The 26,617-nt window shown below is 71.7% G+C and carries 23 protein-coding genes and 1 pseudogene; 9 read left to right on the forward strand and 15 right to left on the reverse strand.

The window, feature by feature from the left end:
- Nucleotides 1-238 precede the first annotated feature (238 nt).
- The 4 genes from ABD747_RS11235 to ABD747_RS11250 all read left to right on the forward strand — a co-directional run bounded on the left by ABD747_RS11235 (nt 239) and on the right by ABD747_RS11250 (nt 3,822).
- Nucleotides 239-955: a hypothetical protein gene (locus ABD747_RS11235; RefSeq protein WP_344804449.1), complete on the forward strand. Its 717-nt coding sequence runs from the start codon at nt 239-241 to the stop codon at nt 953-955.
- 161 nt (nt 956-1,116) lie between these two features.
- Nucleotides 1,117-1,881, forward strand: coding sequence for an ABC transporter ATP-binding protein (locus ABD747_RS11240; RefSeq protein ID WP_344804451.1), 765 nt, complete (start codon nt 1,117-1,119; stop codon nt 1,879-1,881).
- Nucleotides 1,857-3,449: a hypothetical protein gene (locus ABD747_RS11245; RefSeq protein WP_344804453.1), complete on the forward strand. Its 1,593-nt coding sequence runs from the start codon at nt 1,857-1,859 to the stop codon at nt 3,447-3,449. Before ABD747_RS11240 ends, ABD747_RS11245 begins: the two co-directional genes overlap by 25 nt.
- 1 nt (nt 3,450) lies before the next feature.
- Nucleotides 3,451-3,822: an MmcQ/YjbR family DNA-binding protein gene (locus ABD747_RS11250; RefSeq protein WP_344804455.1), complete on the forward strand. Its 372-nt coding sequence runs from the start codon at nt 3,451-3,453 to the stop codon at nt 3,820-3,822.
- A 2-nt stretch (nt 3,823-3,824) separates the two neighbouring features.
- Here the strand turns inward: ABD747_RS11250 and ABD747_RS11255 are convergent, their stop codons facing one another.
- From ABD747_RS11255 to ABD747_RS11290, 8 genes and pseudogenes are all read right to left on the reverse strand, one after another.
- Nucleotides 3,825-4,418: a class I SAM-dependent methyltransferase gene (locus tag ABD747_RS11255; RefSeq protein ID WP_344804457.1), complete on the reverse strand. Its 594-nt coding sequence runs from the start codon at nt 4,416-4,418 to the stop codon at nt 3,825-3,827.
- Between the two features lie 191 nt (nt 4,419-4,609).
- Nucleotides 4,610-5,428: pseudogene (truA, locus tag ABD747_RS11260) on the reverse strand (tRNA pseudouridine(38-40) synthase TruA); the annotation flags it as partial.
- Nucleotides 5,425-6,132: a tRNA (guanosine(46)-N7)-methyltransferase TrmB gene (trmB, locus tag ABD747_RS11265; protein ID WP_344804459.1), complete on the reverse strand. Its 708-nt coding sequence runs from the start codon at nt 6,130-6,132 to the stop codon at nt 5,425-5,427. The gene trmB and the pseudogene truA, both read right to left, overlap by 4 nt.
- 71 nt (nt 6,133-6,203) lie before the next feature.
- Nucleotides 6,204-6,404 carry a hypothetical protein gene (locus ABD747_RS11270; RefSeq protein ID WP_344804461.1) on the reverse strand — a complete coding sequence of 67 codons (201 nt, stop codon included), beginning with the start codon at nt 6,402-6,404 and terminating at the stop codon, nt 6,204-6,206.
- Between the two features lie 127 nt (nt 6,405-6,531).
- Nucleotides 6,532-7,350, reverse strand: a complete 819-nt coding sequence (locus ABD747_RS11275) for a putative protein N(5)-glutamine methyltransferase (RefSeq protein ID WP_344804463.1) — start codon at nt 7,348-7,350, stop codon at nt 6,532-6,534.
- On the reverse strand, nt 7,305-8,180 hold the full coding sequence (locus ABD747_RS11280) for an ABC transporter permease (RefSeq protein WP_344804465.1): 876 nt from the start codon (nt 8,178-8,180) through the stop codon (nt 7,305-7,307). The genes ABD747_RS11275 and ABD747_RS11280 overlap by 46 nt, the downstream gene beginning before the upstream one ends.
- A complete protein-coding gene (locus ABD747_RS11285) occupies nt 8,167-9,246 on the reverse strand; it encodes an ABC transporter ATP-binding protein (RefSeq protein ID WP_344804467.1) in 1,080 nt (359 codons plus the stop codon). Before ABD747_RS11285 ends, ABD747_RS11280 begins: the two co-directional genes overlap by 14 nt.
- A 55-nt stretch (nt 9,247-9,301) precedes the next feature.
- Nucleotides 9,302-10,429: a LolA family protein gene (locus ABD747_RS11290; protein WP_344804469.1), complete on the reverse strand. Its 1,128-nt coding sequence runs from the start codon at nt 10,427-10,429 to the stop codon at nt 9,302-9,304.
- Nucleotides 10,430-11,093: 664 nt separating this feature from the next.
- Between ABD747_RS11290 and ABD747_RS11295 the strand changes: the two genes are divergently transcribed.
- Together ABD747_RS11295 and ABD747_RS11300 are read left to right on the forward strand one after the other, a co-directional pair.
- Entirely contained in the window at nt 11,094-11,753 is a 660-nt protein-coding gene (locus ABD747_RS11295; RefSeq protein ID WP_344804471.1) for a response regulator transcription factor, read from the forward strand.
- 34 nt (nt 11,754-11,787) lie between these two features.
- Nucleotides 11,788-13,167 carry a sensor histidine kinase gene (locus ABD747_RS11300; RefSeq protein WP_344804473.1) on the forward strand — a complete coding sequence of 460 codons (1,380 nt, stop codon included), beginning with the start codon at nt 11,788-11,790 and terminating at the stop codon, nt 13,165-13,167.
- A gap of 75 nt (nt 13,168-13,242) precedes the next feature.
- Here ABD747_RS11300 and ABD747_RS11305 read toward each other — a convergent pair whose 3' ends face one another.
- The gene (locus ABD747_RS11305) at nt 13,243-13,911 is read right to left on the reverse strand and encodes a pentapeptide repeat-containing protein (protein ID WP_344804475.1); all 669 of its coding nucleotides are present in this window, start codon (nt 13,909-13,911) and stop codon (nt 13,243-13,245) included.
- A gap of 215 nt (nt 13,912-14,126) precedes the next feature.
- Complete coding sequence (locus ABD747_RS11310; RefSeq protein ID WP_344804477.1) at nt 14,127-15,938, reverse strand: glycoside hydrolase family 3 protein; 1,812 nt, start codon at nt 15,936-15,938, stop codon at nt 14,127-14,129.
- 112 nt (nt 15,939-16,050) lie between these two features.
- Here ABD747_RS11310 and ABD747_RS11315 point away from each other — a divergent pair, with 112 nt between their 5' ends.
- The 3 genes from ABD747_RS11315 (at nt 16,051) to ABD747_RS11325 (ending at nt 20,051) form a co-directional block, all read left to right on the forward strand.
- Nucleotides 16,051-17,283, forward strand: a complete 1,233-nt coding sequence (locus ABD747_RS11315) for a TetR/AcrR family transcriptional regulator (protein ID WP_344804479.1) — start codon at nt 16,051-16,053, stop codon at nt 17,281-17,283.
- Nucleotides 17,284-17,480: 197 nt separating this feature from the next.
- Nucleotides 17,481-18,011, forward strand: a complete 531-nt coding sequence (locus tag ABD747_RS11320; RefSeq protein WP_344804481.1) for a peptidase — start codon at nt 17,481-17,483, stop codon at nt 18,009-18,011.
- Between the two features lie 357 nt (nt 18,012-18,368).
- Nucleotides 18,369-20,051, forward strand: coding sequence for an ABC-F family ATP-binding cassette domain-containing protein (locus ABD747_RS11325; protein ID WP_344804483.1), 1,683 nt, complete (start codon nt 18,369-18,371; stop codon nt 20,049-20,051).
- A 124-nt stretch (nt 20,052-20,175) separates the two neighbouring features.
- Here ABD747_RS11325 and ABD747_RS11330 read toward each other — a convergent pair whose 3' ends face one another.
- The 5 genes from ABD747_RS11330 to ABD747_RS11350 form a co-directional block, all read right to left on the reverse strand.
- Nucleotides 20,176-22,326, reverse strand: a complete 2,151-nt coding sequence (locus ABD747_RS11330; RefSeq protein WP_344804485.1) for an HlyD family efflux transporter periplasmic adaptor subunit — start codon at nt 22,324-22,326, stop codon at nt 20,176-20,178.
- Nucleotides 22,319-23,146: a hypothetical protein gene (locus tag ABD747_RS11335; RefSeq protein ID WP_344804487.1), complete on the reverse strand. Its 828-nt coding sequence runs from the start codon at nt 23,144-23,146 to the stop codon at nt 22,319-22,321. Before ABD747_RS11335 ends, ABD747_RS11330 begins: the two co-directional genes overlap by 8 nt.
- A 124-nt stretch (nt 23,147-23,270) precedes the next feature.
- The gene (locus ABD747_RS11340) at nt 23,271-24,494 is read right to left on the reverse strand and encodes an ABC transporter permease (protein ID WP_344804489.1); all 1,224 of its coding nucleotides are present in this window, start codon (nt 24,492-24,494) and stop codon (nt 23,271-23,273) included.
- Nucleotides 24,491-25,186, reverse strand: coding sequence for an ABC transporter ATP-binding protein (locus tag ABD747_RS11345; RefSeq protein WP_425562510.1), 696 nt, complete (start codon nt 25,184-25,186; stop codon nt 24,491-24,493). Before ABD747_RS11345 ends, ABD747_RS11340 begins: the two co-directional genes overlap by 4 nt.
- Before the next feature lie 59 nt (nt 25,187-25,245).
- Nucleotides 25,246-26,571, reverse strand: coding sequence for an efflux RND transporter periplasmic adaptor subunit (locus tag ABD747_RS11350; RefSeq protein WP_344804493.1), 1,326 nt, complete (start codon nt 26,569-26,571; stop codon nt 25,246-25,248).
- Nucleotides 26,572-26,617: the final 46 nt, after the last annotated feature.

A 26,617-nucleotide genomic window follows, 5' to 3' on the forward strand; every position in this document is an offset into this window, starting at 1 on the left:
GCAGTTCTCGCACTCTCCGCCGGAGTGTCGCTGCAACAGCTGCACAGTTTCCGGGGTGGGTGCGTCCCGCCCGGATCGGGCCGGGCGCGTTGCCGGAAAAGATCAGTCGCACGACGGAGGCGAAGATCGGTCGCCGGCCGGATCCGGTTGAGATCGGATCCCGGAAGGCTGGGTGTCACGCCGGACCACGGCGAAGACGACAGGGCCGGGACCCGGCCCCAACCCCAGGAGAGTCAGCGTGACCACCGTACTTCCCAACGAGACAACCGATCTCGACCCGACCAAGACCAGCGCGACCGAGACCAGCCCGACCAAGATCAGCAGGCGAGCGATCGCGGTCCGCCGCGGGTTCCTGATCGCCTGTCCCGTGCTGGCCGGCGCCTTCGCCGTCGTGGGCGCGATCGCCGACCCGGCATCCGGCCACGCCGGCGAGGAGATGATGAAGGTCTACATCGCCAACCCCGACCCGCTGCAGTGGAAGTCGACGGGATACCACTGGGCGTACGCCTTCTGGATCGCGCCGGCCCTGCTGCTCGCCGCCTCGGTGCGCGGCAAGGGTGCCTGGCTGGCCAACGTGGCGGCCCTGCTCGGCTTCGCCGGCATGGTGACGCTGCCCGGCATGCTGATGATCGACTGGGTGCAGTCCGGGGTCGGTCAGCTCTACGGCCTGGATGCGACGATCGCGCTGGACAACCACATGATGGCCACGATGTGGGGCCCGAAGGGCTTCATGATCGCGGGGATGGCGGGCTTCCTGCTCGGTCTTCCGCTGGCGATCGCGGCCCAGTGGCGGGCCGGCCGGATGCGGTGGTGGGCTCTCGCCGCGACCGTGGCGGCGTACGTCGTGTTCTTCGTCGGCCAGTCCACCTGGTGGGCCTGCGCCCTCGCCGCCGCCTTCCTCGGCGTCCTGGCCGTCGCCATCGCCCGCTCCACCGCCCCCGCCCCGCGGACCTGACCCGGACCGCGGCGCCCAGTGCCCCCTGAGCCGTCCGGGGGGCCTGGGCGGAGCGGCCGGGCAGCGAGCGGACGGGGTCGGGGCCGGACGTGCCGGACGTCACCGAATCGCATGACCTCTGTCACCCGGCCGTGTCGGTGCCCCGTGCTTGACTGGAGCACATGCCTGCAGCACTGTCCCTCGTCGGGCTCCACAAGAGCTTCGGCGCCAAGCATGCGGTCGCCGACCTCAACCTGGAGGTCGAGGCGGGCCGCATGTTCGGACTGGTCGGTCCCAACGGCGCCGGCAAGACGACGACCCTGTCGATGGCGACCGGACTGCTCCGACCCGACTCCGGCACGGCGTACGTCCTCGGGCACGACGTCTGGTCCGACCCGGCCAGCGCGAAGGCACTGATGGGTGTGCTGCCCGACGGCGTCCGGCTGTTCGACCGGCTGACCGGCAAGGAACTGCTGCGCTACATCGGGCTGCTCCGGCGGGTGCCGCCGGACACCATCGCCAGCCGGTCCGCCGACCTGCTGGACGCGCTCGGGTTGGCCCAGGACGGCGACACCCTCGTGGTGGAGTACTCGGCCGGCATGACCAAGAAGATCGGGCTGGCCTGTGCCCTGATCCATGCGCCGCGGCTGCTGATCTTGGACGAGCCGTTCGAGGCGGTCGACCCGGTGTCCGGCGAAGGGATCCGGGAGATCCTCCGGTCGTACGTGAAGGGTGGCGGCACGGTCGTGCTGTCCAGCCACGTGATGGAACTCGTGGAGAACCTCTGCGACTCGCTGGCCGTGATCGCCCAGGGCCGGGTGCTGGCCGCCGGCACCCTGGACCAGGTCCGGGCCGGTTCGAGCCTGCAGCAGCGGTTCTTGGAGCTCGTCGGCTTCCGGGCCAACACCGAAGGGACCCTGGCGTGGTTGCAGTCCTCGTCCAGCTGAAGCTGCACCTGCTGCGCAACAGCCTCAAGCGCAGCGTCTGGCGCACCGTCGGTCTGATCCTCGGGATGGCGTACGCACTGTTCATCGTCGTCCTGGTGCTGGCCGGGATGACCGCGCTGCGCTGGACGTCGACGGAGCTGACCGCGGACGTCACCGTGCTCGCCTTCAGCGCCCTGACGCTCGGCTGGCTGCTGTTCTCCCTGCTCGTGTTCGGCGTGGACGAGACGGTCGACCCGGCCAAGTTCGCCCTGCTGCCGGTGCGGTCCCGCCAGCTGCAACCCGGGCTGTTCGTCTCCGGCCTGATCGGCAGTCCCGGCGTCGCCACCGTCCTGGTCGGCTTCGGCCTGGTGATCGCCTGGGCCCGGAGCGTGCCGCTCGTGGTTGCCGCCGTGATCGCCTTCCCGATCGGCGTCGCCACCTGCTTCCTGCTCTCCCGCGCCGGGACGTCCGCCTTCGCGTCGTTCCTGGCCTCGCGCCGGTTCCGTGACCTGGCGTTCATCGTGCTGGCCCTGTTCGGGGTGGTGATGGGAATCGGCGGCAACCTGATCGGTGGCCTCGCCGGCCGAGATCCGTCGCAGATGCGCGGCGTGCTCGCCTCCGCCGCGACGCTGGCCGGCTGGAGCCCGTTCGGCTGGGCCTGGTCGGTGCCGGCTGCGGTCTCACGAGGCGAGTGGCTGGGCGCCGGGCTCCGGCTGCTGCTGGCCGTGGCCCTGGCGGTCGCGCTGTGGTGGGTCTGGGGCTTCTACCTGGCCCAGCGACTCACGTCACCGATCGAGAGCGGCGGGGGAGCGGGCAAGGTCCGTTCCGGCGGGTTCGTGGACCGGCTCTATCCGGCGACCCCGGCCGGTGGCGTTGCGGTTCGCACGCTGCACTACTGGCGCCGCGACCCGCGCTATTTCGCCGGTGTCGCGGGACTCTCGATCGCGCCGATCATCATCCTGATCAGCACGATGGTCAATCCCTACCCGGGCAGCACCGTGGTCGCCGCGCTGGCGCCGATCCTGCTCGCCCTGCTGCTGGGGATGAGTGTCGCGCAGGACCTGAGCTATGACGGCACGGCGGTCTGGCAGCACATCGTCTCCGGTGTCCGCGGCGCCGACGATCGGGCCGGCCGGGTGATGTCGACGCTGACGGTCTTCGGCCCCCTGCTGGTCCTGCTGGTGCTGGTGACGATGATCTTGACCGGTGAGTGGCGGCTGCTGCCGATGGTCGCCGGGGTCGCGTTCGGGGTCGCGCTGATCGGGCTGGGAGTCGGCTCGTTCGTCGGGTCGCTCTGGCAGTGGCCGGCGCCGCCGCCCGGCGCGAACCCGTTCCAGAAGGGCAGCAGCGGTGGGCTGCCGTCCTTCCTATCCTTCTCCGCGTCCAGTATCGGCACCTTCGTGCTGGCAATTCCGCTGGCCGCGCTCGCCGCCGGCTCGTTCTGGGTGTCCTGGCTCGGCTGGCTCGCGCTACCGGTCGGGATCGGGTTGGGTTACGTCGTGCTGCGGATCGGCATCGCCCAGGGCGGGAAGCTGCTGGACCGGCGCTGGCCCGAGGTGATGGCCGCCGTCAGCGAGAAGGCGGCCTGAGGTGGCCACCGTCGACGACGTTCGGGCGGTGCTGTCCGGACTGCCGCGCAGCACCGAGGTGGTGGTCCGCGACCGGGTGAAGTTCCGGGTCGGCCAGATCGTCTACGTAGCGTTCAGTCAGGACGAGACCGAGATCGGGTTCGCGTTCCCGAAGGAGGAGCGGGCGGAGTTGGTCGCCGCCCGGCCCGACGTGTTCTTCCTGCCACGGCCCTCGGACCTGCGTTTCCAATGGGTCGAGGCGTGGCTCGCCGCGCTCGAGGTGGACGAGCTGCGAGAGCTGCTGCTGGACGCCTGGCGGATGGTGGTGCCGAAGCGGGTCGCCCGCGAGGCGCTCGGCCCCCTCGCGGAGAGCGAGCGGGGCCGCTCCAACTGACCTCAGCGGGTGACCTCGAGCACCCGGAATCCCTTCGCCGAGGCGGCCCGCTCGCAACCGAAGCCCTGCTCGCGCAGCCAGCGTTGCAGGGTGTCCGCGCCCAGGTTGCGGCCCACCACGAGCTTGCCGGTCCCGTCCCCGGCCAGCCGGGGCAGCCAGGTCAGCAACAATTCGTGCAGGGCGCCCTTGCCGATCCGGATGGGCGGGTTCGACCAGATCTCGTCGTACGTCGCCGCCGGCTCGACCTGTTCCGGCCGCAGCGGCCGCACCCGGTCGGCCACCCCGTGCGTCGCCGCGTTCTCGGTGCAGAGCGTCAGCGCCCGGTCGTTCACGTCGACCGCGTCCACGGTCGCGCCCGGGCACGCGAGCGCGACGCCGACCGCGATCGGACCCCACCCGCAGCCCAGGTCGAGGATGCGCGGTGTCCCGACCGGCGGGTCGTACGTCCGCAGCAGCACGGCGGTGCCCAGATCCAGTCCGTCGGCGGAGAACACGCCGCCGGCGGTGGCGAAGGTCAGATCCCGGCCCCAGATGGTGGTCTCCACCGACCGGCGTTGGTCCGAGCCGGCGCCGTCGTTGCTGAAATAGTGGCTCACGTGTTTTCCTCGTTCGCGCCCGGCGCTGGGAGTCCGGTCATCCGCGGCCACGTCTCGGAAGGCTCTCCCGTCTCGGGTTCACCGCTGGTCGCCTTGCTGGTGCCTTCCGCTCCGCGGCCACGGAGGACCGGAGCGCCTGCCCGACGCTCACTCGCATGTTCCTCGCTCGCGCCCGGCCTCCGGCCCCCTGCGTCGGGCAGGGTGCGGATCGTCTGCGCCTCCGCGACTCGAGCCGCGAGCTCTTCGTCCAGCGGATAGCCCACCTCCTCCAGGGTCAGCCCGTGAGCCGGGAGCACCGGTACGCCCGAGCGGCGTTCCGCGGCGGAGGCCAGCTCGGCCAGCCAACCGGCGTCGCGCCGGCCCAGCCCGACCTCGGTCAGCGCGCCGACCACCGCGCGCACCATCGAGTGGCAGAACGCGTCGGCCCGGACGGTCACCTCGACCACGCCGGCGAGCGGTCCTGACGCCACCCGGTCGGCGCGGCAGTCCAGCAGGGTGCGGATCGTCGTCGCGCCGTCGCGCCGCTTGCAGAAGGAGGCGAAGTCCCGCAGTCCCAGCAGGCCCTGGGCGGCCGCGTTGAACGCGTCGAGATCCAGCGGCGCCCTCAACCGCGTCACGTGCCGGCGCAGCAGTGGGTCCGTCCCGGTCGGCCCGTCCCACAACCGGTAGACGTAGCGCCGCCAGACCGCGCCGAACCGGGCATGGAAGCCGGGCGGTGCGGCGCTCACCCGCCGGACGACCACGTCGTCGCGGAGCACCCGGGCCAGCCGGCGGTGCAGGAGGGCAGGGTCGGGCAGATCGTCCGCGTCGAGATCGACGTGGGCGACCTGACCGCGGGCGTGCACCCCGGCGTCGGTCCGTCCGGCGCAGACCAGCAGCACCGGGCGGTCGAGCCGCAGCACCCGCGGAATCCATTCCTCGAGCTCACCCTGCACGGTGCGCTGACCCGGCTGGGTCGCCCAGCCGGCGAAGTCCGTACCGTCGTAGGCGAGTTCGAGCCGCCACCTCACGTCGAGCTCGACCGCGGGTGAGCGTCGTCGAGCTCGGGGGAGGGGTCGACCCGCCGATAGCAGAAGTCGGTTATGGTACGGCCCGCGTCCAGCCCGCGCTGCTCGAACCGGGTCACCGGGCGGTCCACCCAGCGGGGTGCGGACTCGGCGTCCGGATGCTCGTTGACGAACTCCGGGTGCCGGTCGAGGACGTCTCGGATCTGGGCCGCGTAGTCGGGCCAGTCGGTGGCCAGCCGCCACCGGCCGCCGAGCCGCAGCCGGGTGGCGACGAGGTCGGCGAACTGCGGGCTCAGCAGCCGGCGCTTGTGGTGCCGGGCCTTGTGCCACGGGTCGGGAAAGAACATCCACACCTCGTGCACGCTGTCCGGCGGCAGCAGGTGGGCGAACCCGTCCACCGCGTCGACCGAGGCAATCCGCACGTTGCCGATGTCGCCGGTCGCCAGCCGGGCGAGCAGTGCGGCGATCGCGGGCTCGAAGACCTCGAAGGCGAGCACGTCTAGGTGCCGGTTCGCCGCGGCCATCGGGGCGAGCGAGTCGCCCATGCCCGGACCGATCTCGACCACCAGCGGCGCGGCGCGGCCGAACAGCGCGGCCGGGTCGAGCGTGGCTCCCGGAGCGACCGATGTGCTGGTCTCGCCGCGCGGCACATCGAGCACCCAGCGGTCCCGGTAGGACTCCCAGGCCCGGCGCTGGGCCGGCGTCATCCGGGTGCTCCTGCGGACGAACGAGGTGACCCGGCGATGGGTTCGGGCGGTCCCGGCACGGACCGGCGCGGTCACCGCTTGCGCCGCCGCTCGTAGGCCAGCAGGGCGCCGCCGAAGACGGCGAGGCAGAGCAGGAACGTCAGGATGCCGTAGCCGATCGAGTTCGTCTTCCAGATGGCCAGCGCGCCGCCGAGGGCACAGAGCGCGGACATACCCCAGAGCCGGCCCTCCTTGGCCAGCCCGGTCCGGACGTCGTTACTCTCCTTCGGCACTCACGGAGCCTATCCCGACGCCGCGGGTGGTGCTGTCGGGTGACCGACCCGAAAATCCGCCCCTCGTCGGGCTCGGCGGGCCACTCCCGGGCGGGACGGGTCGCGGAGGAGCACATCGAGGGTCGGATTATCGGGTTCGCCTCGTGCCGACGACCGCAACAGCGTCCCGATCCTGATCCCGATGCACCCGGGCCTCGAGATCGGCGGCCTCGAAGAGGTCGAGCGCCTCGTCCACCTGCGGCTCGGCCACCTCGATCAGCAGCCGGCCACCGGGAGCGAGCCAGCCGGGCGCGTCCGCGGCGATCCGGCGATGCACGTCCAATCCGTCCGAGCCGCCGTCCAGGGCCACCCGCGGCTCGTGCTCGTGAGCCTCCGGCGGCATCAGCCCGACCTCGCCAGTCGGCACGTACGGCGCGTTGGCCAGCACGACGTCGATCCGCCCGAGCAGCGCGCGCGGAACGGGCGCGAACAGGTCCCCCTCGAACACCTCCCCGAGGTCGGCCAGGTTGCGCCGGGCGCAGCCGACGGCGACCGGATCGAGGTCGGCGGCGAGCAGCCGGCACGGCACCCGGGCGGCGACGGCGAGCCCCATCGCACCGGTGCCGCAGCACAGGTCCAGCACGACCGGGCGCCGATCCGGGCCGCTCGGCAGTCCGGCCACCGCGAGATCGACCAGCAGGGCGGTCCGCTGCCGCGGCACGAACACGCCCGGTTCGACACCGACCCGGAGCCCGCAGAACTCGGCCCAGCCGAGGATCACCTCCAGCGGTTCACCGCCTTCCCGGCGGCGGACGTACGCCTCGAGGTCGGCATCGGATCGCGCCGCGGCGAGCAGCAGCCGCGCCTCGTCCTCGGCGAACACGCAGCCCGCAGCGCGCAGGCGGGCGATGAGGGCCGCGGTCAGGAGCTGACGTCCTTGTTGGAGAACCGGGCCCAGGCCAGGCACCAGAACACCACGGCGTAGGCCAGCGCGACCAGCAGCCCGCGGGAGACGTTCTCGGTGAACATCGGGGTGCGGAGCAGGTCTCCGAACGCCGTCGCCCAGTGCACCAGCAGCCACGGGTGCAGCCAGGACAGCTGCGAGATCGAGTCGAGGGCGTACATCATCACGTTCACCAGGACGACCGCGATCATGGCGCCGATCGGCTGCTCGGTGAGTGTGGAGACGAAGAGCCCGATCGCCCCCAAGGCGGCCAGGATCGCCGAGATGTAGCCGACCACCAGCACCATCCGCCACAGCGCGGCACCGAACGGGATCTGCAGTCCGGACAGGGTCATCATCGGTCCCGTGCCGAACAGCGCGATGCCGATCACCCCGCCGACCACGGCCACCAGGGCGGTCGCCCAGACCGCCGAGATGATCAGCGAGAGGTACTTCACCAGCAGCAAGCGCGTACGTCCGACCGGGATCGTCAGCAGGTAGCGCAGGGTGCCGATATTGGCCTCGCCGGCCACCGCGTCGCCGGAGACGGCGGCGATCGCCAGCGGCAGGAACAGCGGGAGCTCGACGGTCAGCGCGGCCAACGCCACGAACAACCCGTTCCCGGTGATCGCGTTGACGAACGTCGGCCCGCCGGCGGAATCGTCGGCGGACACCCGGACCGCGATCGCGATGATGATCGGCACGACTGCCAGCACGCCGAGCCCGGCGATGTTGCGGCGCCGCCCGGCGATCAGCCGCAGCTCCGACAGCAGGAATCGGCCGATCCGCCAGCCACCGCGCGTGTTGGCCGGGGTCGAGGAGGCCCCGACGACCAGGGTCTCAGCCGCTGACATCGAAACCCTCCCCGGTCAGTTGAACGAACAGGTCCTCGAGGCTGGGCGCGCTGACCGTGAAGCCCAGCACGCTGACGTGCTCTCGCACCAGTCGCGGCACGATCGACGCGATCTCCACCTCGCCGGGAAGTCCGGTCACCACCCGGCCGTCCGGGTCCTGCGCCACGTCGGCCAGGCCCAGGTCGGTGAGCACCCGGGCCGCCTCCGCCGGCTGCTCGGTCTCGACCCGGACCGTCTGCACGGCCCCGGCCCGGAGGTCGTCGATGCGGCCCTGCCAGACGAGCTTGGCCTCGTACATCACACCGATGTGGCTGCACATCTGCTCCACCTCGCTGAGCAGGTGGCTGGAGACGAGAACGGTGACGCCCTCCTGCGCCAGCTGTCCGATCAGGTGGCGCACCTCGCGGGTGCCCTGCGGATCCAGCCCATTGGTCGGCTCGTCCAGCACGAGCAGTTCCCGCGGCATCAGCAGCGCGCTGGCGATGGCGAGTCGCTGCCGCATGCCGAGGGAGTACGCGCGGTAGCGCTTGGTCGCGGCGGCGAGCAGCCCGACCCGATCCAGCGCCGCGTCGATCCGGGTCCGGGCCGTCCGCGGGTCGGCGGCGGGATCGGCGGCATCGATCCGGGCGAGGTTGGCCCACCCGGACAGGTACGGGTGGAACGCCGGGCCCTCGACCAGCGACCCCACCCGGGGCAGCGCCTCGGCCGACCGGGCCGGGATCGGCAGCCCCAGCACCTCGACCTCCCCGGCCACCGGCCGGATCAGCCCGAGCAGCATCCGGATGGTGGTCGTCTTGCCCGACCCGTTGGGCCCCAGGAAGCCGTAGATCGCGCCGGCCGGCACGGTCAGGTCGATGCCGTCCACCACGGTCGCGTGCCGGAACCGCTTGGTCAGGCGCCGGGTGCGGATCAGCGCCTCCGGCTCACCGGCACCCTCCGAGCTCACGGCCCCCACCGTACGGGTCGCGCCAGCGATCACCGCCATCTCGGCCGCCGACTCCCCGTCTCCGACCCGGACGTCGTCCCCCACCCCGGCCCGGAAACTGTGCGCGTCGTGCAGCGACACGCCGAGCGCGACTGCGAGAAGTGCACAGTTTCCGGGGAAGGGAGGTGCTGGGTGGTCAGCTGAGGGCCTTGTACAGCGTCTCCGGGGCGACCGCGCCGGCCGCGAACCGGCCGTCGTCGGTGATCACCACGGAGAAGGCCTTGCTGGCCAGCAGCCGGCCGCTGCCCCACGATCCGGAGACCTTCGGCAGCGCGTTCAGGATCTGCTGCATCGACGCGGCGCCGCCCCGCTCGCCGCTGTGGGTCGAGTCCTCGGTGCTCGCCTTGGACAGGTCGGCCTTGCCGACCACGACGGTCGACCAGCCGCTGCCGACGACCGTGGTGTCCTTCTGCGCCGCCGTTGCGTCCTTCTCCGCTTGAGCCTTGCGCTCGGCGACCTTGTCCTTGTCGACGGTCGGCGGCTTCTCCTCGGTCACCTTCGTCCCGGGCGGCGCGTTGAACGTGAAGTTGGCGTCATCGGGGGTGCCGAAGTCGATCGAGCTGAACGCCGTCTCGAACACCGTGGTGCCGTCGGTCGCGATCACCTTCACGCTCAGCGGGACCTTCTTCTCCCCGTCGATGGCGATCCGCACCTGGCCTATCAGCGAGCCGCTGTCCTTCGGCTCCAGCACGAGGGCGTACGCGTCCCGGCCGGCGACCTTCACCGCCGGGTTGGTGCTGACCGTCGTCGTCGGCTCGATCGCGTCCAGAACCTTGGCGGCCGCCTCCTGCGGCGTCTTCGGCGCGTCCGACGGGACCGCGTGCTCCGGCTCGGCGGTGTCCGAGCTCAGCTTCGTGTGGGTCGCCGCGTTGTCCCGGCTGGACCAGTTCCAGACGTCGGTGCCGTTGCGGATGATGTCGGTCTCGCCGAGCGTGCCGTGGATCGCGAGCCGCTGCTTGTCCTCGCCCGACGACCAGACCTGCAGCGTGTGCGTACCGGAGATCAGCGAGGTCAGACTGGTGTCGTAGTCGCCGCCGATGCCCGGCAGCTGCGGCAGCCCGAGGTCGGAGGTCTGCACGACGGTCCCGCTGAAGCTGTCCACATGGGAGTTCTGCAGGTCGACGAGCAGCTGCTGGGGTGTCTCGTCCGGCAGGGCGGCATCGGCGCTCGCGCTGACCGCGATCAGGCTCGTGCCGCCGACCACGCCGACGACGATCGCGGGCACGGCCCAGCGCAGGGCGGGGTGGGACTGGAAGATCCGCATGGGCTTCATTCTGGCTCGAAGCCGCTGTGAGGTTGCTGAGCCGCGTTTGGGCGCGGGCGAGGCGGATAGGACCCCGTATGGTGCAACCTCGCGCGCGCGGTTCGAGTCGCACCTAGGCTTCGCAGGTCATGCCGCTGGCCTGCGAAGCCGCGGCTCGCACGCCCCGTTAGATTGCTTCGCTCGGCAAGCCTCGCTCCCGCGCTCCGCTGCGCTTCAGGCCGGCTCGTTCGTCGCGTTCGGTGAGACGGAAAGGCGTGTCTCACCGAACGCTCCTGCACTTGCCGGCGCGCAGCGCCTTTGATTGCTTCGCTCGGCAAGCCTCGCTCCAGCGCTCCGCTGCGCTTCAGGCCGGGTCGTTCGTCGCGTTCGGTGAGACGGAAAGGCGTGTCTCACCGAACACTCCTGCACTCCCCGGCGCGCAGCGTCGGGCTTGATTGCTTCGCTCGGCAAGCGTCGCTCCGCCGGTCGGGATACTGCGCCGTGTGGTCTTCGCTCGGGTTTGACGTGCTTCGCGCGTGAAGGGGGTCGCGCGGACAAGGTCGAACCCGCGCGGAGTAGCCCATGGGTGCGGGGGTGTGCGGTCTTGCCGCCGAGTGGCGGCTCTGCTCGGCCGGCTCGCCTGTCGTCCCCGACGCGTCGGGCCGGCGTCCGTAGGCTTGCCGTCGTGCGCTTGCTGCTGGTCGACGACGAGGAACGGATGGTCGAGGCGCTGCGCCGCGGGCTGGTCGCCGAGGGTTTCGCGGTCGAGGTCGCGCACACCGGTCCGGAGGGACTGCGGCAGGCGAGCTTCGGCGACTTCGACGCGGTGGTGCTCGACGTGATGCTGCCGGGGATGTCGGGCTTCGAGATCGTCCGCCGGCTCCGCGCCGAGGACAACTGGGTGCCGATCTTGATGCTGTCGGCCAAGGACGGGGAGTACGACCAGGCCGACGCCCTCGATGACGGCGCGGACGACTATCTGACCAAGCCGTTCAGCTACGTCGTGCTGCTGGCCCGGATCAGGGCACTCCTGCGCCGCGGCGTCGTCGCCCGGCCGGCCGTGCTGCAGGTCGGCGAGATCTCGCTCGACCCCGCCCGGCGCGAGGTCGCCGTCGACGGCGCGCCGGTGTCGCTGACCCAGCGCGAGTTCGTGCTGCTGGAGTACCTGATGCGCAACCCGGACCGGGTGATCAGCAAGGCCGAGCTGCTCGACCACGTCTGGGACAACGCGGCGGAGGTCGCGGCCAACGCCGTCGAGGTGTACGTCGGCTATCTGCGGCGCAAGGTCGGTGCCGAGCGCCTGCTCACCGTCCGCGGGGCCGGTTACCGGCTGGCCGACACGTGATCGCCCCGGCCCGCCGGACGCCGGCGGTGGACGCATGCGCAATCTGAGCCTGCGCTGGCGGCTGATCACCATCGGCGTGGTCGGGATGTTGGTCGGCCTCACCGGCGGTGCGTTCGTGTTGTACGCGACCCTGGCGTACGCGGTCAATCGGACGCTGGACAACGAGGCATCGGCGGCCGCCCGGGACGTGGCCGCGATGGTCGACCAGCAGCGGCTGCCGAACCCGGTGCCGGTCAGCGGCGCCCAGGTGATCCAGGTGATCGACACCCAGGGACGGGTGGTCAGCGGGTCAGCGACCGCCGACCGGCTGGTTCCGCTGCTGCGCCCGGCCGAGCTGGCCCGGGCGCTCGCCGGTGGCACGGTGACCGTGCCCGGCTCGCGCGCCGGCACCGTCGGGCCACTGCGGGTTCGGGCCATCCGCGCCGGACCGGCGGACAACCCGGTCAGTGTGCTGGTCGCGGTGCAGGTGGGGGACGTGCTGACCAGCCAGTTCGTGCTGCGGACGTCGCTGATGATCGCCATCCCGCTGCTGGTGGCCGGGCTCGCGGTGATCGCCTGGTACGTGATCGGCTGGACTCTGCGGCCGGTGGAGCAACTGCGACTCGGTGCCGAGCGGATCGGGGCCAGCGTGGAAGGCGGGGCCGGTGCTCGCGGACCGCTTCCACCTCCCGAACGGCTGCCCGTGCCGCCGGCGCGGGACGAGATCCAGGCGCTCGCGCTCACCCTGAACGACATGCTGGGCAGGCTCGCCGCCGGCCGGGCCCGGCAGCGGACGTTCGTGGCCGACGCGGCGCACGAGCTGCGTAGTCCGCTGGCCAGCATGCGGACCCAGCTCGAGGTGGCCCAGCACCTCGGCGAGGCCGGTCGGCTCCCGGCGGACCTACTGCCCGAGGTGGACCGACTGTCCGCACTGGTAGAGGATCTGCTGTTGCTGGCCCGTGCCGACGCGGACGCGCCACTGCCGGCACGGGTCGACCGGGTCGAGGTCGCCGCGCTGCTGACCGCGATCGCGGAGAGTTACGCCGAGGCAAGGGTCGCGGTCCGCACCGACCGGCTGGACCCGGCCGCGAGGGTGACCGCCTCGGTCGACGAACTCCGCCGAGCGGTGACGAACCTCGTCGACAACGCGGTGCGCCATGCCCGCTCGGCGGTGACGCTGTCGGTGGTCGCCGACGGTGGCGACGTGCTGATCGCCGTCGCCGACGACGGTCCGGGCATCGCGCCGGCCGACCGCGAGCGGGTGTTCGATCGCTTCACCCGGCTGGACGATGCCCGCGACCGGGACGCCGGCGGCACCGGGCTCGGCCTGCCGATCGTCCGCGAGCTGGTCCGCCGGGCGGGCGGCTCGGTCGGCTTCGGCACCGAGCCGAATGTGTCGCGGGCCGAGATCCGGCTGCCTGCAAGCCGCGACTGACGCAAATCGGGCGCTCGATCGTCCGGATCCGCGGCAGAACGCCGATTTCGGGCATCGAGTGTCGGTTTTGCGACGTCACACGGCGATATGGATGCCCAGCTGGGTGGCCAGCAGCGGAGCGAACTCGAACAGCTGGGTCTCGGTGATCCAGGCGCCGGCGAGCCCGCCGAGCCCGTTCACCGTGCTCAGCCGGGCGCCGCGCAGGTCGACGTCGGTCAGGGAGGCGTTCGAGACGTCCAGCGTGCCGATCCGGCAGCCGTCCAGCACCAGCCGGCTGATCTTGCCGTAGGACAGATCCAGTTCGTCGATCACGCAGTCCCGGAACGCGACGTCGCGCCAGGCCGCCGACCGGGCGTTCAGATAGTTGATCTTGCCGCCCTCGATCACCACCGAGCGCCAGGTGCTCTCGTACAGCTCACCGGAGCCGATCCGCGACCCCGCCACGGTGGTGCTCCGCCAGGACGATCGGGGTGCCGACAGGGTCGGCGCGTCCAGCTCGTCCAGCACACAATCGGAGAACTGGGCGCCACGCAGCACGGTGTCCAGCAGCCGGGCCCGCTCGAAGGAACAGCCGATGAACGACGTCGAGGTCAGGTTCAGACCGGTGAAGTCGGCGTCGACGTAGCGCTCGTCGGAATGCAGCTCCGCGTCGATCGCGTCCTCCGCGATCGCATCGCCGAGATGGGCGCCCAGCCGCGGGGCGACGATCTCGGGTGGCTTGGGGCCGCTCTTCGATGCGCGCACGCCGCCCACCCTAGGTCAGCGCCGGCCCGACCACCCGTTGGCGGCTCCGGCCGTGCGCGCTCGAGCGACCCCCGCGCAAATTCCGACCGCGGCGGGAAATTCGGGTGTCCTCGGGCACGGAGCACCCCGAAAACCCAGCCATGGACGGAAAATGCGCTGAGGTGGGTGGGGGGAACGGAGGCGAGGCCGGCGGGACGCGCTCGTGCCGGGCGTCGTCAGCTCTCGGGATAGCTCAGCCCGTGACCGAACCGGAAGAGCGGGTCCGCGGTGTCGAACGGTACGTCCGGCCGGCTGGCCACGACCGCCGCCATGCTGGAGGGCAGATCGAACGGCAACCGTCCCTGCGGCCGGGCTCGACCGGACAGCACGTCGAGCAGCGCGGCACCGCTGGCGCCGAAGTCCAGCACGATCGCGGCCGCGGCGTCGACGAACGGGGTCAGGATCGCCGGCCGGTCGCAGAACACGTCGAGCACGGTCGGGACCTGCGCGGCCACCTCGGTCACGTGGGCGACGACGTCGGCCGGGAACTCCAGCGAGCCGGCATGGAAGAAGTTCTCGAACGCGGTCGCCCGGGTCTCGTACGGCGCCTTCAACCGGAGCACGGCGACGTCGGCCTCGGCGGGGGAGCCGACCACAGTGCCGTACGCCGCGGCGACATCGGGATCGATCCCCTCGACATAGAGCGCGAGCCCCGGCCGCAGCGGCAAGGTCGGCGTGCCGTCGGCGCCGGCGGAGTTCGTGATCAGGGTCAGCGAGGCGCGCTGGGCTGCCTCGCCGGCCGCCCGGAAGTCGGCGTTGCCGACGGTCGCCGCCGCCCGGTCCGGATCGACGTACGGATCGTCGAAGAGGCCGAGCTCGAACTTCTCCCGCAGCAACCGGCGGACCGACACATCGATCCGGTCCTCGCTCACCTCGCCGGCGGTGATGATGTCGACGAGCAGGTCGGCGCCGTATTCGCCGCCGAACTGGTCGACGCCCGCCTCCAGGCACTTGATCATCCGCTCGCGCTCGGACAGGTGTTCCACCCCCCAGGCCCGGGCGGGATGGAACGCGTCGATGATCATGTGCCCGGTGATCAAACCCCAGTCGGTGCAGACGATGCCGTCGAAGCCGTAGCGCTCGCGCAGCAGGCCGGTGATCACGCCCTTGTTGAAGCCGAAGCCGACCTCCTCGAACTCGGTGCCGACCGGCATCCCGTAATAGGGCATCATCTGCCGGGCGCCGACCGCCAGCGCCGCCTCGAACGGCTTCAGGTGGAGCTCGAACTGGCCGCCGGGATAGATCTGCTCGCGGCCGTACGCGAAGTGCGGGTCCTCGCCGTCTTGCTGCGGGCCGCCGCCGGGGAAGTGCTTGGTCATGGTGGAGACCGAGCCGGGACCGAACGCGCCGTCCTGATCGCCGCGCTGGAAGCCGCGGATGTACGCCGCGCCGAGCCGGCTGGTCAGGTCCGCGTCCTCACCGAACGTCGCGAATCCCCGCGCCCAGCGGGGCTCGGTGGCCAGATCCACCTGCGGGTGCAGGGCGCAACGCAGGCCGACCGCGACGTACTCCTGGCGGGCGATGTCGGCGAACCGCTCGACCAGATCCTCGTCGCCGATCGCGGCCAGTCCCATCGTCTCCGGCCACTCCGAGAACGCGGCGGCGTTGAACGCCGCTCCCGGGTTGTCGGTGAAGGAGTGTCGCGGATCGGTGGACAGAGTGACCGGGATGCCCAGTCGGGTGGAGGCTGCGAGCTCCTGGAGCTTGTTCTGCCAGCGAGCCGCGACCGCCGGGTCCGCCAGCGGACCGAGCAGGTTGAAGTGGTTCAGGTGCCGCCCGGCGACCAGCTCGTCCGGGGACGGGATGCTGAACGCCGGGTTGCCGTCGCCGAGCTCGCCGTCCGGGCCGATGCTGATCATGCACTGGAAGAACAGGCCGGCCTTCTCCGGCACCGTCATCTGGGCCAGCAACCGCTCGACCCGATCCGCCACCGGCAGCGCCGGATCCCGGTAGCTGGTGTCGAGGTCGGTCGTGGTTTCGCTGGTCATGATCACGCAACTCCCTTGCTGACTGAGGATCTGGCGGCCGGCGTCGTCGGCTGCTACAGTCAATCAGACCGAGTGGTAACAATTCAAGTCGATCATGGTGACGGAGGGTGCGATGGCAGAGGCCGGCGCCCCCCGCGGCCCGTACGTTCGCGGCCCGTACGTCCGTGGCACCCGCCGGCGGGAGCAGATCGTCGATGCCGCACGGCAGCTGTTCGTGACGGAGGGCTATCGGGCGGTGTCGCTACGCGACATCGCCGCGGCCGCCGGTCTCACTCACCCGGGACTGCTCCGGCACTTCGCCGGCAAGGAGGCGATCCTCGACGCAGTCGTGGACGATCTCGAGCGGGCCAACCATGTCTGGATCGACCGGCAGGGTGGACCGCTGGCGCCGGCGTCGATGGTCGAGCTGGCCGAGCACAACGCGACCATCCCGGGCTACGTCGCGCTGTTCACGATGCTCGCCGGCGAGGCGAGCAGCGCCCACCACCCGGCCCACGATCGGATGCGCCGACGCTACGAGTGGCTGCGTGAGCAGAACGCGGCCGTGCTGGGGCGCCACGTCGAGGATCCGCGGACCGAGGCGACCCGGCTGGCCGCGGTCTGGGACGGGCTGCAGCTGCTGTCGCTGTACGATCCCTCGATCGACGTGCCGAGTGAGCTGGCCCGCTGGCTCGAGGCCCTGCTCGGTGGCGGCCGGGCCTCGCGTTCGAGCGGGCGCCTCGCGCGGGCGGACTCGGTGACAGGGGCACCCGTCCGCGGTTCTGTGGGGACCGAGCCGGCCCGCGTCGGCAGCCCCGCGGCCGGTGCGAAGAAGGCGTTGATCATCGACCGGGCGACCGAGCTCTTCGCCAGCCGCGGGTTCCACGAGACCAGCCTGCAGGATGTCGCCGACGCGGTCGGCAGTTCCAAGTCCGGCCTGCTCTATCACTTCCCGACCAAGGAGGCGCTGCTGGAGGCGGTGCTGCGCCGGCGCGACGCCGGCGGCCTCCCCGGACCGGGAGACGGCTCCGGACCCGCCGACCTCGGGGCGGCGGTCGAGGGTCTCGCCGGCACGGTCCGCGATGCGCCGGGACTGATCGAGGCACACGCGGTGCTCTGCTGCGAGGCGACCGCGCCCGACCACCCGGCGCACCAGTACTTCCGCGACCGGCTCTCCGGCACACGGACGTACGTCGCCGCGGAGTTGGCCCGCGCCGCACTTCGGGACGGCAGGCAGCGCAGTGCCGCCACGTCGTTCGTCGCACTGTGGGAGGGGCTGCAGTTCCAGTGGCTGTACGACCGGGGCGCCGTGGACGTACCGGCTCTGCTCGCTGGGCAGCTCCGCCGGCTCGGCCCGGTCGAGTGAGCGGGCCCACACGTGCGGAGACGGGTTCGTTACGAATCTCGCGAGTTCGTTACGTTTCGGCGCTGCGAGGCGTATCCGGCCTGGCACTCGTGCACTCTTGAGTGCTAAGGGCAATCCCGGTCACGATGTGCCCACCAGGTGTGTCAGTGGACATGATCAACCGGTCTGGTGATTGGTGCACGTCGAGGGAGGTCATCATGGATGGCTTTCGGCCATCGGCAGTCGAGGTCGCGCCCCTGCAGTCGGAGGGGACGCTGTACGGATTCATGCTCCTGGGGCGGTGGCCGCAGGACACGGTCGAGTGGGCGAAGTTCCTCGTGCTGGCCGTCCGGATGGCGGCCGTACCCGGCCTGTTGCCGCTCTCCACCGTCTTCCGGGTGAGCGAGGACCTGCCCGACGAGCCGCATGCCGGCGCGGTCGGGCTGGTGGTCAAGGAGGGCCAGCTGATGGGGGAGCACCCGCTGCTGCCCGGTCAGTTCGGCAACCCGCAGCCGCCCGGGCTGGTCGTGTTGCATCCACCGTCGAGCACGCTGCGCTCGGTTCCGGAGTACGAGGTCGCCTCCGGCTGCCTGTTCCTGCCGGGCCTGCCGCACCTCGGCCTGGATCATCGGGCCGCCTGGGTCGAGGCCGACCGTGAGGGCACGGTCACCCAGCTGGTCAGCCGGGCCGGCGTGGACCCGTCCGGCGACGCCGACACAGCCGCCCTGGCGATGCTCCTCGCGGCGTGATTTTCCTGGTGGGCTCGCGCACGCGACGCGCCTGAGAGATCCGGCCTTCCCTCGTCGTTCGCGCGGCACTCGTCCATAGGGTTGTGCAGTCAGCTGCCCGTGAGTGCCGCGTTCACTCCTCAGTCCAGACCGGATCGGGCGCGCCGCTAACGACGCTCGCCCACGGGCTCCTGGTGGGCTCGCGCACGCAGGCGCGTCTAAGAGATCCGGCCTTCGCGGCCCGGTCCAACCCCGAAAAGTGTGCAGGTGTTGCAGCATCGGCCGGCGTGTCGCTGCAAGAGCTGCACAGTTTCCGGGCGAGGGGCAGGGCGGGAAACCAGTCGCGAGCCGGGGCAGCGACGCCTAGCATCGACGGTCATGGGACACGTCGACCTGTCCGCGATCAGCTATCACCTGCCGGACGGGCGGGTGCTGCTGGACGACATCTCGTTCCGGGTCGGTGAGGGCGCAGTGGTGGCGCTGGTCGGGGCCAACGGGTCCGGCAAGACGACGTTGCTCAAGATCATCGCCGGCGACCTGGCGCCGACGTCCGGCTCGGTCTCGCGTTCCGGCGGGCTGGGGGTGATGCGCCAGTTCATCGGCAGCATCCGCGATCACTCGACGGTCCGCGATCTGCTGTTCTCGCTCGCGCCGCCGCGGCTGCAGCACGCCGTCGCCGAGATGGACGCGCTCGAGCTGGCGCTGATGGAGGACGACAGCGAGCCGGTGCAGCTGCGCTACGCGCAGGCCTTGGCCGACTACGCCGATGCGGGTGGGTACGACGCCGAGGTCACCTTCGACGTGTGTACGACCGCCGCGATCGGCATCCCGTACGACCGGGCCAAGTGGCGCGAGGTGAACACGCTGTCCGGCGGCGAGCAGAAGCGGCTGGCGCTGGAGGCTCTGCTCCGCGGTCCGGACGAGGTGCTGCTGCTGGACGAGCCCGACAACTACCTGGACGTGCCCGGCAAACGCTGGCTGGAGGAGCAGCTGGCCGGCACCCAGAAGTCGGTGCTGCTGGTCAGCCACGACCGCGAGCTGCTGGCCCAGGCGGCGACCCGGATCGCCGCGCTCGAGCTCGGCGCGGCCGGCAACACCGTCTGGGTGCACGGCGGCGGCTATGCGACGTTCGGCGAGGCGCGCCGGGAGCGCTTCGACCGCCTCGACGAGCTTCGCCGGCGCTGGGACGAGGAGCACGAGAAGCTGCGCCAGCTGATGCTGATGTACAAGAACAAGGCCGCATACAACTCCGGCATGGCCTCGCGTTACCGCGCGGCGCAGACCCGGCTGGCCAAGTTCGAGGAGGCCGGCCCGCCGCAGGAGCTGCCGCGCGAGCAGCACGTGAAGATGAGGCTGACCGGAGGACGGACGGGCAAGCGGGCGATCGTCGTCGACCGGCTGGAGCTGACCGGGTTGATGAAGCCGTTCAGCGCGGAGATCTGGTTCGGCGACCGGGTCGCCGTGCTCGGCTCGAACGGGTCGGGCAAGTCGCACTTCTTGCGGCTGCTGGCGCGCGGCGGCTCGCACCCGGACATCGAGCACCTGCCGGTGGACGACCTGCGGATCGGCGAGGTCGCGCACACCGGGAGCGCGCGGCTCGGTGCCCGGGTCCGGCCGGGGTGGTTCGCCCAGACCCATCACCACCCGGAGCTGGTCGGCCGTACGCTGCTGGAGATCCTGCACCGCGGCAACGACCATCGCACCGGCATGGGCCGGGAGGAGGCGTCGCGCAAGCTGGACCGCTACGAGCTGGCGTACGCCGCCGAGCAGCGTTTCGACACCCTCTCCGGCGGCCAGCAGGCGCGCTTCCAGATCCTGCTGCTGGAGCTGTCCGGGGCGACCCTGCTGCTGCTCGACGAGCCGACCGACAACCTCGACATCGAGTCGGCGGAGGCCCTGGAGCACGGCCTCGAGTCGTTCGAGGGGACGGTCGTCGCGGTCACCCACGACCGCTGGTTCGCCCGCGGCTTCGACCGTTTTCTGGTCTTCGGCGCCGACGGCAGCGTGTACGAGTCGGACGAGCCGGTCTGGGACGAGACCCGGGTCCAACGCGCCCGCTGAGTACCCACTTCTCGCCCCCGGGGTGCCGAGAGCCCCGCCGGAAACTGTGCAGCTCCTGCAGCGACACGCCGACGGCGACTGCAAGAGCTGCACGGGCTGGGGAGGGCGAGGGACGGGGCGAAGGTCAGCGCGGGCCGGTGCCGCGGCCCGCTCCGCCTGCGCCGCCGGCCGGAACCCCGCCGGGCGGGGCCCCGCCGAAGCCGCCACCTCCACCGGCGAACTGGCGTACGGAGTTGGTGCTGTTGCTCGGCACGGCGGCCGTCCGGTCGGCAAGGATGACCACGGCACCCGCCTGGACGCCCTCGGTGATCTGCGCGGTGGTGTCGCCGACCACCCCCAGGCTCACTCGGGTGGTGGTGGCGACCCCGTTCGCGAGCACCGACACGGTGCCGCTGGTGGTGCTCTCCCGGGTGATCGCCGACACCGGGACGACGACGGCATGGTCGACGGAGGCGATCGTCACGGTGACGGAGGCGGTCGCTCCGGCCCGCAACGTCGTCGAGGTCGAGGCGGGCGCGGCGACGGTCACCCCGAAGGTGCTGGAGCCGCTCGCCGACGAGGTCGGCAGCAGGGCCTTGGCCGAGACGGTGCCCGCCACCGGAGCCTGGCCGGCCTGGTTGATCTGCGCCTTCTGTCCGACCTTCAGCTGCCGGAACGTGGCTTCGCTGACCTGCAGGTCGACCTGGGTCGAGCCCTTGCCGATGACGACGGCCTGGTCGCTCGTGCTCGCGGTCGCGCCCTTGGTGAACGGAAGCTCCGCAACCACGCCCGTCAGCGGGCTGCGCAGCGTTGCGGCGTCCAGGTTGTCCTCCGCGGTGGTCAGCGCCAGCTGGGCCTTGGTGACGACCGCCTCAGCGGTACCGACCGTGGTCGTGCCACCTTGGCCGCCTCCGCCGCCGGTCGAGCCGGTACCGGGCGAGCCCGAGCCACTCGACCCGGAGCCGCCCGAACCCGAGCCACCCAAGCCGCTCGAACCCAAGCCGCTCGAACCCAAGCCACCCGAACCCGAGCCACCCGAGCCCGAGCCGCCCGTCCGGGTGCTCGTACCTCCGGAACCACCCGAGGTTTTGCCCGAGCCCGAGCCGCCCGAGCCCGAGCCGCTCGCGCCGCCTGATCCGTTCCCGCCGGCCTGCGTCAGCGCGGTTGCCAGCCGGGTGAGCGCGGTCGAGAGGACGGCCTGCTCATCCGTGACCGCCTGCTGAGCCGTCTGGGCGGCGGTCAGCGCATCGATGCACTTCTGCAGCTCGTCGCCGGTGCTGACCGGGTAGTCGACCGGCTTGGCCGTACCCGAACCGGTGGTGGCCGACGGCGTCGGAGTCGCGGACTGGCCGGTCCTGCTCGCACTGGGGGTCGCGCCGGCGGTAGAGCTGGGGGCGGCCGACGGCGATGCGCTGGCCGAGGGCGTCGCGCCGGCGGACGAGCTGGCGCCGGCGGACGAACTCGGTCTGGTCGACGGACTCGGCGTCCTGCTGCCCGACGGCGTGGGCGTCGGGGTGACCCCGGTCAACGGCGAGCAGGCCGCGCCCTGGGCGGTGAGCGCGGCGGTCGCCGCTGCCTGGCGCTTGGTCAGCTCCTGCTGCGCGCCCTGGACGGCCTTCAGCAGCCGGGCCGTGTCGGACGTACCCGGTTCGCCGGGTCGGGTCGGCGACCCGGACGACGGGCTGCCGCTCGACGTCCTCGACGACGGCTGCGCGGACGAGCCGGCCGACCGGGAGGAGCCCGCCGAGCCGGAGGAGCGTGCGGTGGAAGCGCTCTTCGCCGCGCCGGCGCCGGCCGACGCGCTGGCCGACGTACTCGCCGATGCGCTCGCCGAGGCTGCGTCCTCGGCGTTGGCGAGGTCTTCCTCGGCCGACGCCAGGTCGGCCTTGGCCTGGATCACCGCCGCCTCGAGGTCGGTGGTGTCCATCGTGGCCAGTGTCTGGCCGGCCTCGACGGAGTCGCCGACGGCGACCTTCACCGAGGTGATGGTGCCCGACGCGGGAAACGAGGCGGTCGCCTGATTCACCTTGGCGATCGTGCCGCCGGCCGACAACGTCTGGGTCACCGATCCGGTGCCGACCGTGGTCGTCGTGTAGCGGTCGGCCTCCTTCTGCGCGGCCATCGCCTGGATGCCGATCCAGGTGCCGCCGCCGGCGACCGCGAGCGCGATCAGGCCGATGCCGGCCCGCCGCACGACCGTACGTCGGCGCGTACCCTTCGCTGATCCACCGGGCTTGGCGCTGTTGCGGTTCGTGCCGGGGCCGGTCGTCGCCGCCCTCGATCTCGTTCTAGCCACCGCTCTGGCTCCCGCTCGCCCGTCGCCCGCCGCCGAAACCGCACTCGCCGTTCACCGGGGCCGACAGCCGGATCGCCGTCGCCGCCAGCGCCCCGGTGGAGTCGGACTTGCCCGTCGCGAGCACGCACCGGTTCGTGGCGATCGCACTGGTGCCGGTCTTCACCTGCTCGGTGTAGGTGGTGTCGCCGGTCAGGTTCACCGCCACCGTGGACTTCTCGGTGCCCCTGGTCTGCTCGATCGTGAGCGTCGAGCCGCTGACCGCGGTGATCTTGCCGCTCGCACCCCCGAACCCGCCGCGGGGCGCACCGCTCGGAATCGCCCCCGAGGGCATGCCGCTGGGCAGCTCGCCGCCGGGGCCGCCCGACGGTAGCCCGCCGGGCCGGTTGCCCCGACCGCCGAAACCGCCGAAGCCGACCTGGCAGCTGCCGTCGACCTGATCGCTGAGGCTGACGGTGCGCGCCGTGATCGACGAGCCTTGGCTCGCCCCGGCGGACGACTGGTCGGTGCTGCGGACCGTCGCGCACATCCCGACCCTCGCCGCCGATGCCTTCGTACTCTGCTGCTCGGTGACCGTGGTCTTGCCGGTGTACGTGACCGCGGACTGGCCCGAGATGGTACGGACCTGCATCGTCTTGCCCGACAGCGCGACGATCAGTCCGGACACACCCGGGAATCCGCGGCCCGGCTGGCCGGACGCGTTTCCGCTCGGCGCGCTCGGATTGCTGCCCGCACTGCTCGCGCTGGGACCGCAGGCGGCCAGCGTGACGACGGCGAGTCCGCCGACCAGCAGGGTCGCGAGTCGGTGCTGGTTGTTGATCATGCGCTTCTCGTTTCGAGTCGTTCCCGTCCCGGAAGCTGTGCTGTTGATGCAGCGTCGACCGGCGTGTCGCTGCAACAGCCGCACAGTTTCCGAGGGAGGTGGGTGGAGGTGGGGAGCAGGGCCATCACTCGCTCCGGAGGGCGTCGATGGGGGCGAGGCGGGCGGCCCGGGTGGCCGGATAGACCCCGGCGATCAGCCCGACGGCCAGCGAGACGCCGAGCGCGGCGATCGAGGCGGCCACCGACATCGTGACCGGCTGGTTGATCAGCTTCGGCAGCGCCAGCGACCCGGCGTAGCCGACCGCGAGGCCCAGCACGCCGCCGGCCAGGCTGAGCGTGCTGGCTTCCATCAAGAACTGGGAGCGGATCACCCGCGGCGTCGCTCCGAGCGCCTTGCGCAGCCCGATCTCGCGGATCCGCTCGGTCACCGAGACCAGCATGATGTTCATCACCCCGATCCCGCCGACCAGCAGCGAGATCGCGGCGATCCCGCCCAGCAGGATGGTCAGCGTCTCGGTCGTTGCCGTCGCGGTCTCGACCAGGGACTGCTGGCTGGAGATCGAGAAGTCGGCCGTGGTCGCGGTGACGTCGTGCCTGGTCAGCAATGCGTTGTAGGCCTGCTGATAGGCCGCCGACAGCCGGTCGGAGGAGACGGCCTCCAGATAGATCGAGGAGACCGTCCCGGGGGCCGAGGTGCCGAGTGTCTGCTGGGCGGTGGTGTACGGGATCAGCGCCTGGTCGTCCTCGTTGGTGGTGCCCGACGAACCGTTCGAGGCGAGCACGCCGATGACGGTGAACGCGGTGCCGTTGACCGTCACCGTGGAACCGACCACGACCGGACTGGTGAGGAGTTCCTCCGCGGTCGATGCGCCCAGCACCATCACGTTCGCCGCCGAGTCCAGCTCCGTCTGGGTGAAGAACCGGCCCTGGGCCAGGGTCCGGGCCCGCACGTCGACCCAGTCCGGGGTCGTCCCGATCACCGACGTGGTCCAGGTGGTGGTGCCGACGGTCAGCACCTTGGAGCTGGTGCTCACGGGGGCGACCTTGGCGATGTCCGGAGCGACCGCGGGATCGGCCAGCGCCGTCGCGTCCGCCTTGGTCAAGGTCGTCGCCGAACCGAGCCCGCCACGTACGCCGCCGGTGGTCGAGCTGCCCGGGGACACGATCAGCAGGTTGCTGCCCAGGCTGTTGATCCGTGCCTCGACCGACTGCTGGGCGCCCTGGCCGAGGCCGACGGTCAGCGTCACCGACGCGATCCCGATGAAGATGCCGAGCACGGTCAGCAGCGACCGCAGCCGGTGCGTACGGACCGCCTCGAGCGCGATCCGCCAGGTCTCGGTCCACCTCATCCGTCCACCGGTCCCGGTGCCGGTTCGAGGTCGCCGAAGATCCGGCCGTCACGGACGTGGATGGTGCGCTGCGCACGATGGGCGACGTCCGGCTCGTGGGTGATCAGCACGATCGTCCGGCCGGAGGCGTGCAGCTCGTCCAGCAGGGCGAGGACGTCGGCAGTCGAGTGCGAATCCAGGTTGCCGGTCGGCTCGTCGGCCAGGATCAGGGTCGGGTCGCCGACCAGGGCGCGGGCCACCGCCACCCGCTGCTGCTGCCCGCCGGACAGCTCGTTCGGCCGGTGGTCCACTCGGTCGGCCAGGCCGACCCGGCCGAGTGCGTCCCGCGCCCGCTGCCGGCGTACGTCCTTGCGAACGCCGGCGTAGCACAGCGGCAGCTCAACGTTCCGCAACGCGGTCAGCGACGGCAGCAGGTTGAACTGCTGGAAGACGAACCCGATCTGCCGGTTCCGCACCTCGGCGAGCTGGGTTTCGTTCATCTGCTCGACGTCGGTGCCGCCGAGCAGGTACGCCCCGGCGGTCGCCACGTCGAGGCAGCCGATGATGTTCATCAGGGTCGACTTGCCCGAGCCGGACGGGCCGACGATCGAGACGTACTCACCCCGGGCCACCCTCAGCGACACGTCTTGCAGGGCGTGCACCTCCAGCACCCCCGACGCGTACGTCTTGCTCACGTGGTCGAGCTGGAGGATCACCTCCCCAGGCCGCGGTCCCGGCCCGGCCGCCGGGCGATCGATCAGCGTCGGCCCGCTCACCGGTTTCCGCCCTGTCCGGTTCCGCCGCCGAAGCCCCCACCGGAGAACCCGCCGCCGCCGAAGCCCCCGCCGCCGCCACCGCCCAAGCCGCTGCCGCCGCGGAAGCCGCCGCCGTTCTGCCCGCTGCCGGTGCCCGTCCGGGTTCCCGTCCCGGTCCCCGTGCCGGTTTGCCGGGCGAACGAGATCTGCACCTCGTCGCCGTTGGCCAGGCCCTTGGTGATCTCGGTCAGATTGCCGTACGTCGACCCGATGCTCACCTGGGTCTGCACCGGGGAGCCGTTGACCAGCTTCTGCACGACGGTCTTGCCGTCGACCGTGGTGACGGCGGCGGTCGGCACCACCAGGACGTTGTCGCGCTGCTCCACGATGATGGAGACCGACGCCGACGCGCCGGCGAAGACGTCCTTCTGCGCCTCGGTGACGTCGATGGTGACCGGGAAGGTCGCGGCGCCCGCGCCGCTGCCGCCCGTGCCGCCGCCACCCGTGCCACTGCCGCCGGTCGTGCCCGAGCTGCCGGAGGAGCTGGAGGCCATCACGCCGACGGTGGCCACGGTGCCGTAGATCGGCTCGGTCGCGCCGCTCGGGGTGATCACGGCCTGCAGCCCGACCTTGAGCTTGGCCAGGTCGGCGCTACCGACCGAGGTGTCGACGACGTACCGGTCGGTCGAGATCACCGTCACGGCCGCCGAGCTCGAGCTCGACGCCGAGCTTCCGGTGCCGCCGCCCCCGCCCGAGCTCGAACCCACCTGATCGCCCTTGGCGATGTCGACCGCCGCTACCGTGCCGGTGATGGTCGAGCGCAGCGCGGCCGCCTTCAGCGCGCTCTTGGCCTGGCTCAGCGCGCTGGCCTTGAGCTTCACCTGTGCGGTCGCCGACGCGATCGCGGTGCTGGTGGAGCTGTCGGCGTCCTCGAGGTCGGTCAGGTTGCTCTCGGCGGCGGTCAGGTCCGCCTGCGCGGCCGCCACGTCGGCCTTCAGCGCGGCGTCGTCGATGGTGGCCAGGACCTCGCCCTTGGCGACCTTGTCGCCGACCTTGACCGCGACCTTGGTGACCGTGCCGCTGCTGGTGAACGACAGGTCGGCCTGGCGGGCGGGCTCGAGCGTGCCGGTCGTGCCGACAGTGGTCTGCACGGTCTGGGTGCTGGCCGTCGCCGTCCGGGTGAACGCGGTCGCGCCGGCATCGGGCTTCAGGACGAGCTGGTACAGGCCGAACCCGGCCAGCGCGAGCACCACCACGCCGATGGCCGAGACGATCCCCCAGCGCCGCCGGCGCTTGTGTGACACGGGCGCCGCGTCGGGGTCGCTCCCGGTCTTCGTCCCCATGGTGTGCGCCTCCCACGACCCGGTGCCGGACTCTCCGGTCCGGTCA

Source organism: Microlunatus ginsengisoli (assembly GCF_039537205.1).
GTDB lineage: Bacteria > Actinomycetota > Actinomycetes > Propionibacteriales > Propionibacteriaceae > Microlunatus > Microlunatus ginsengisoli.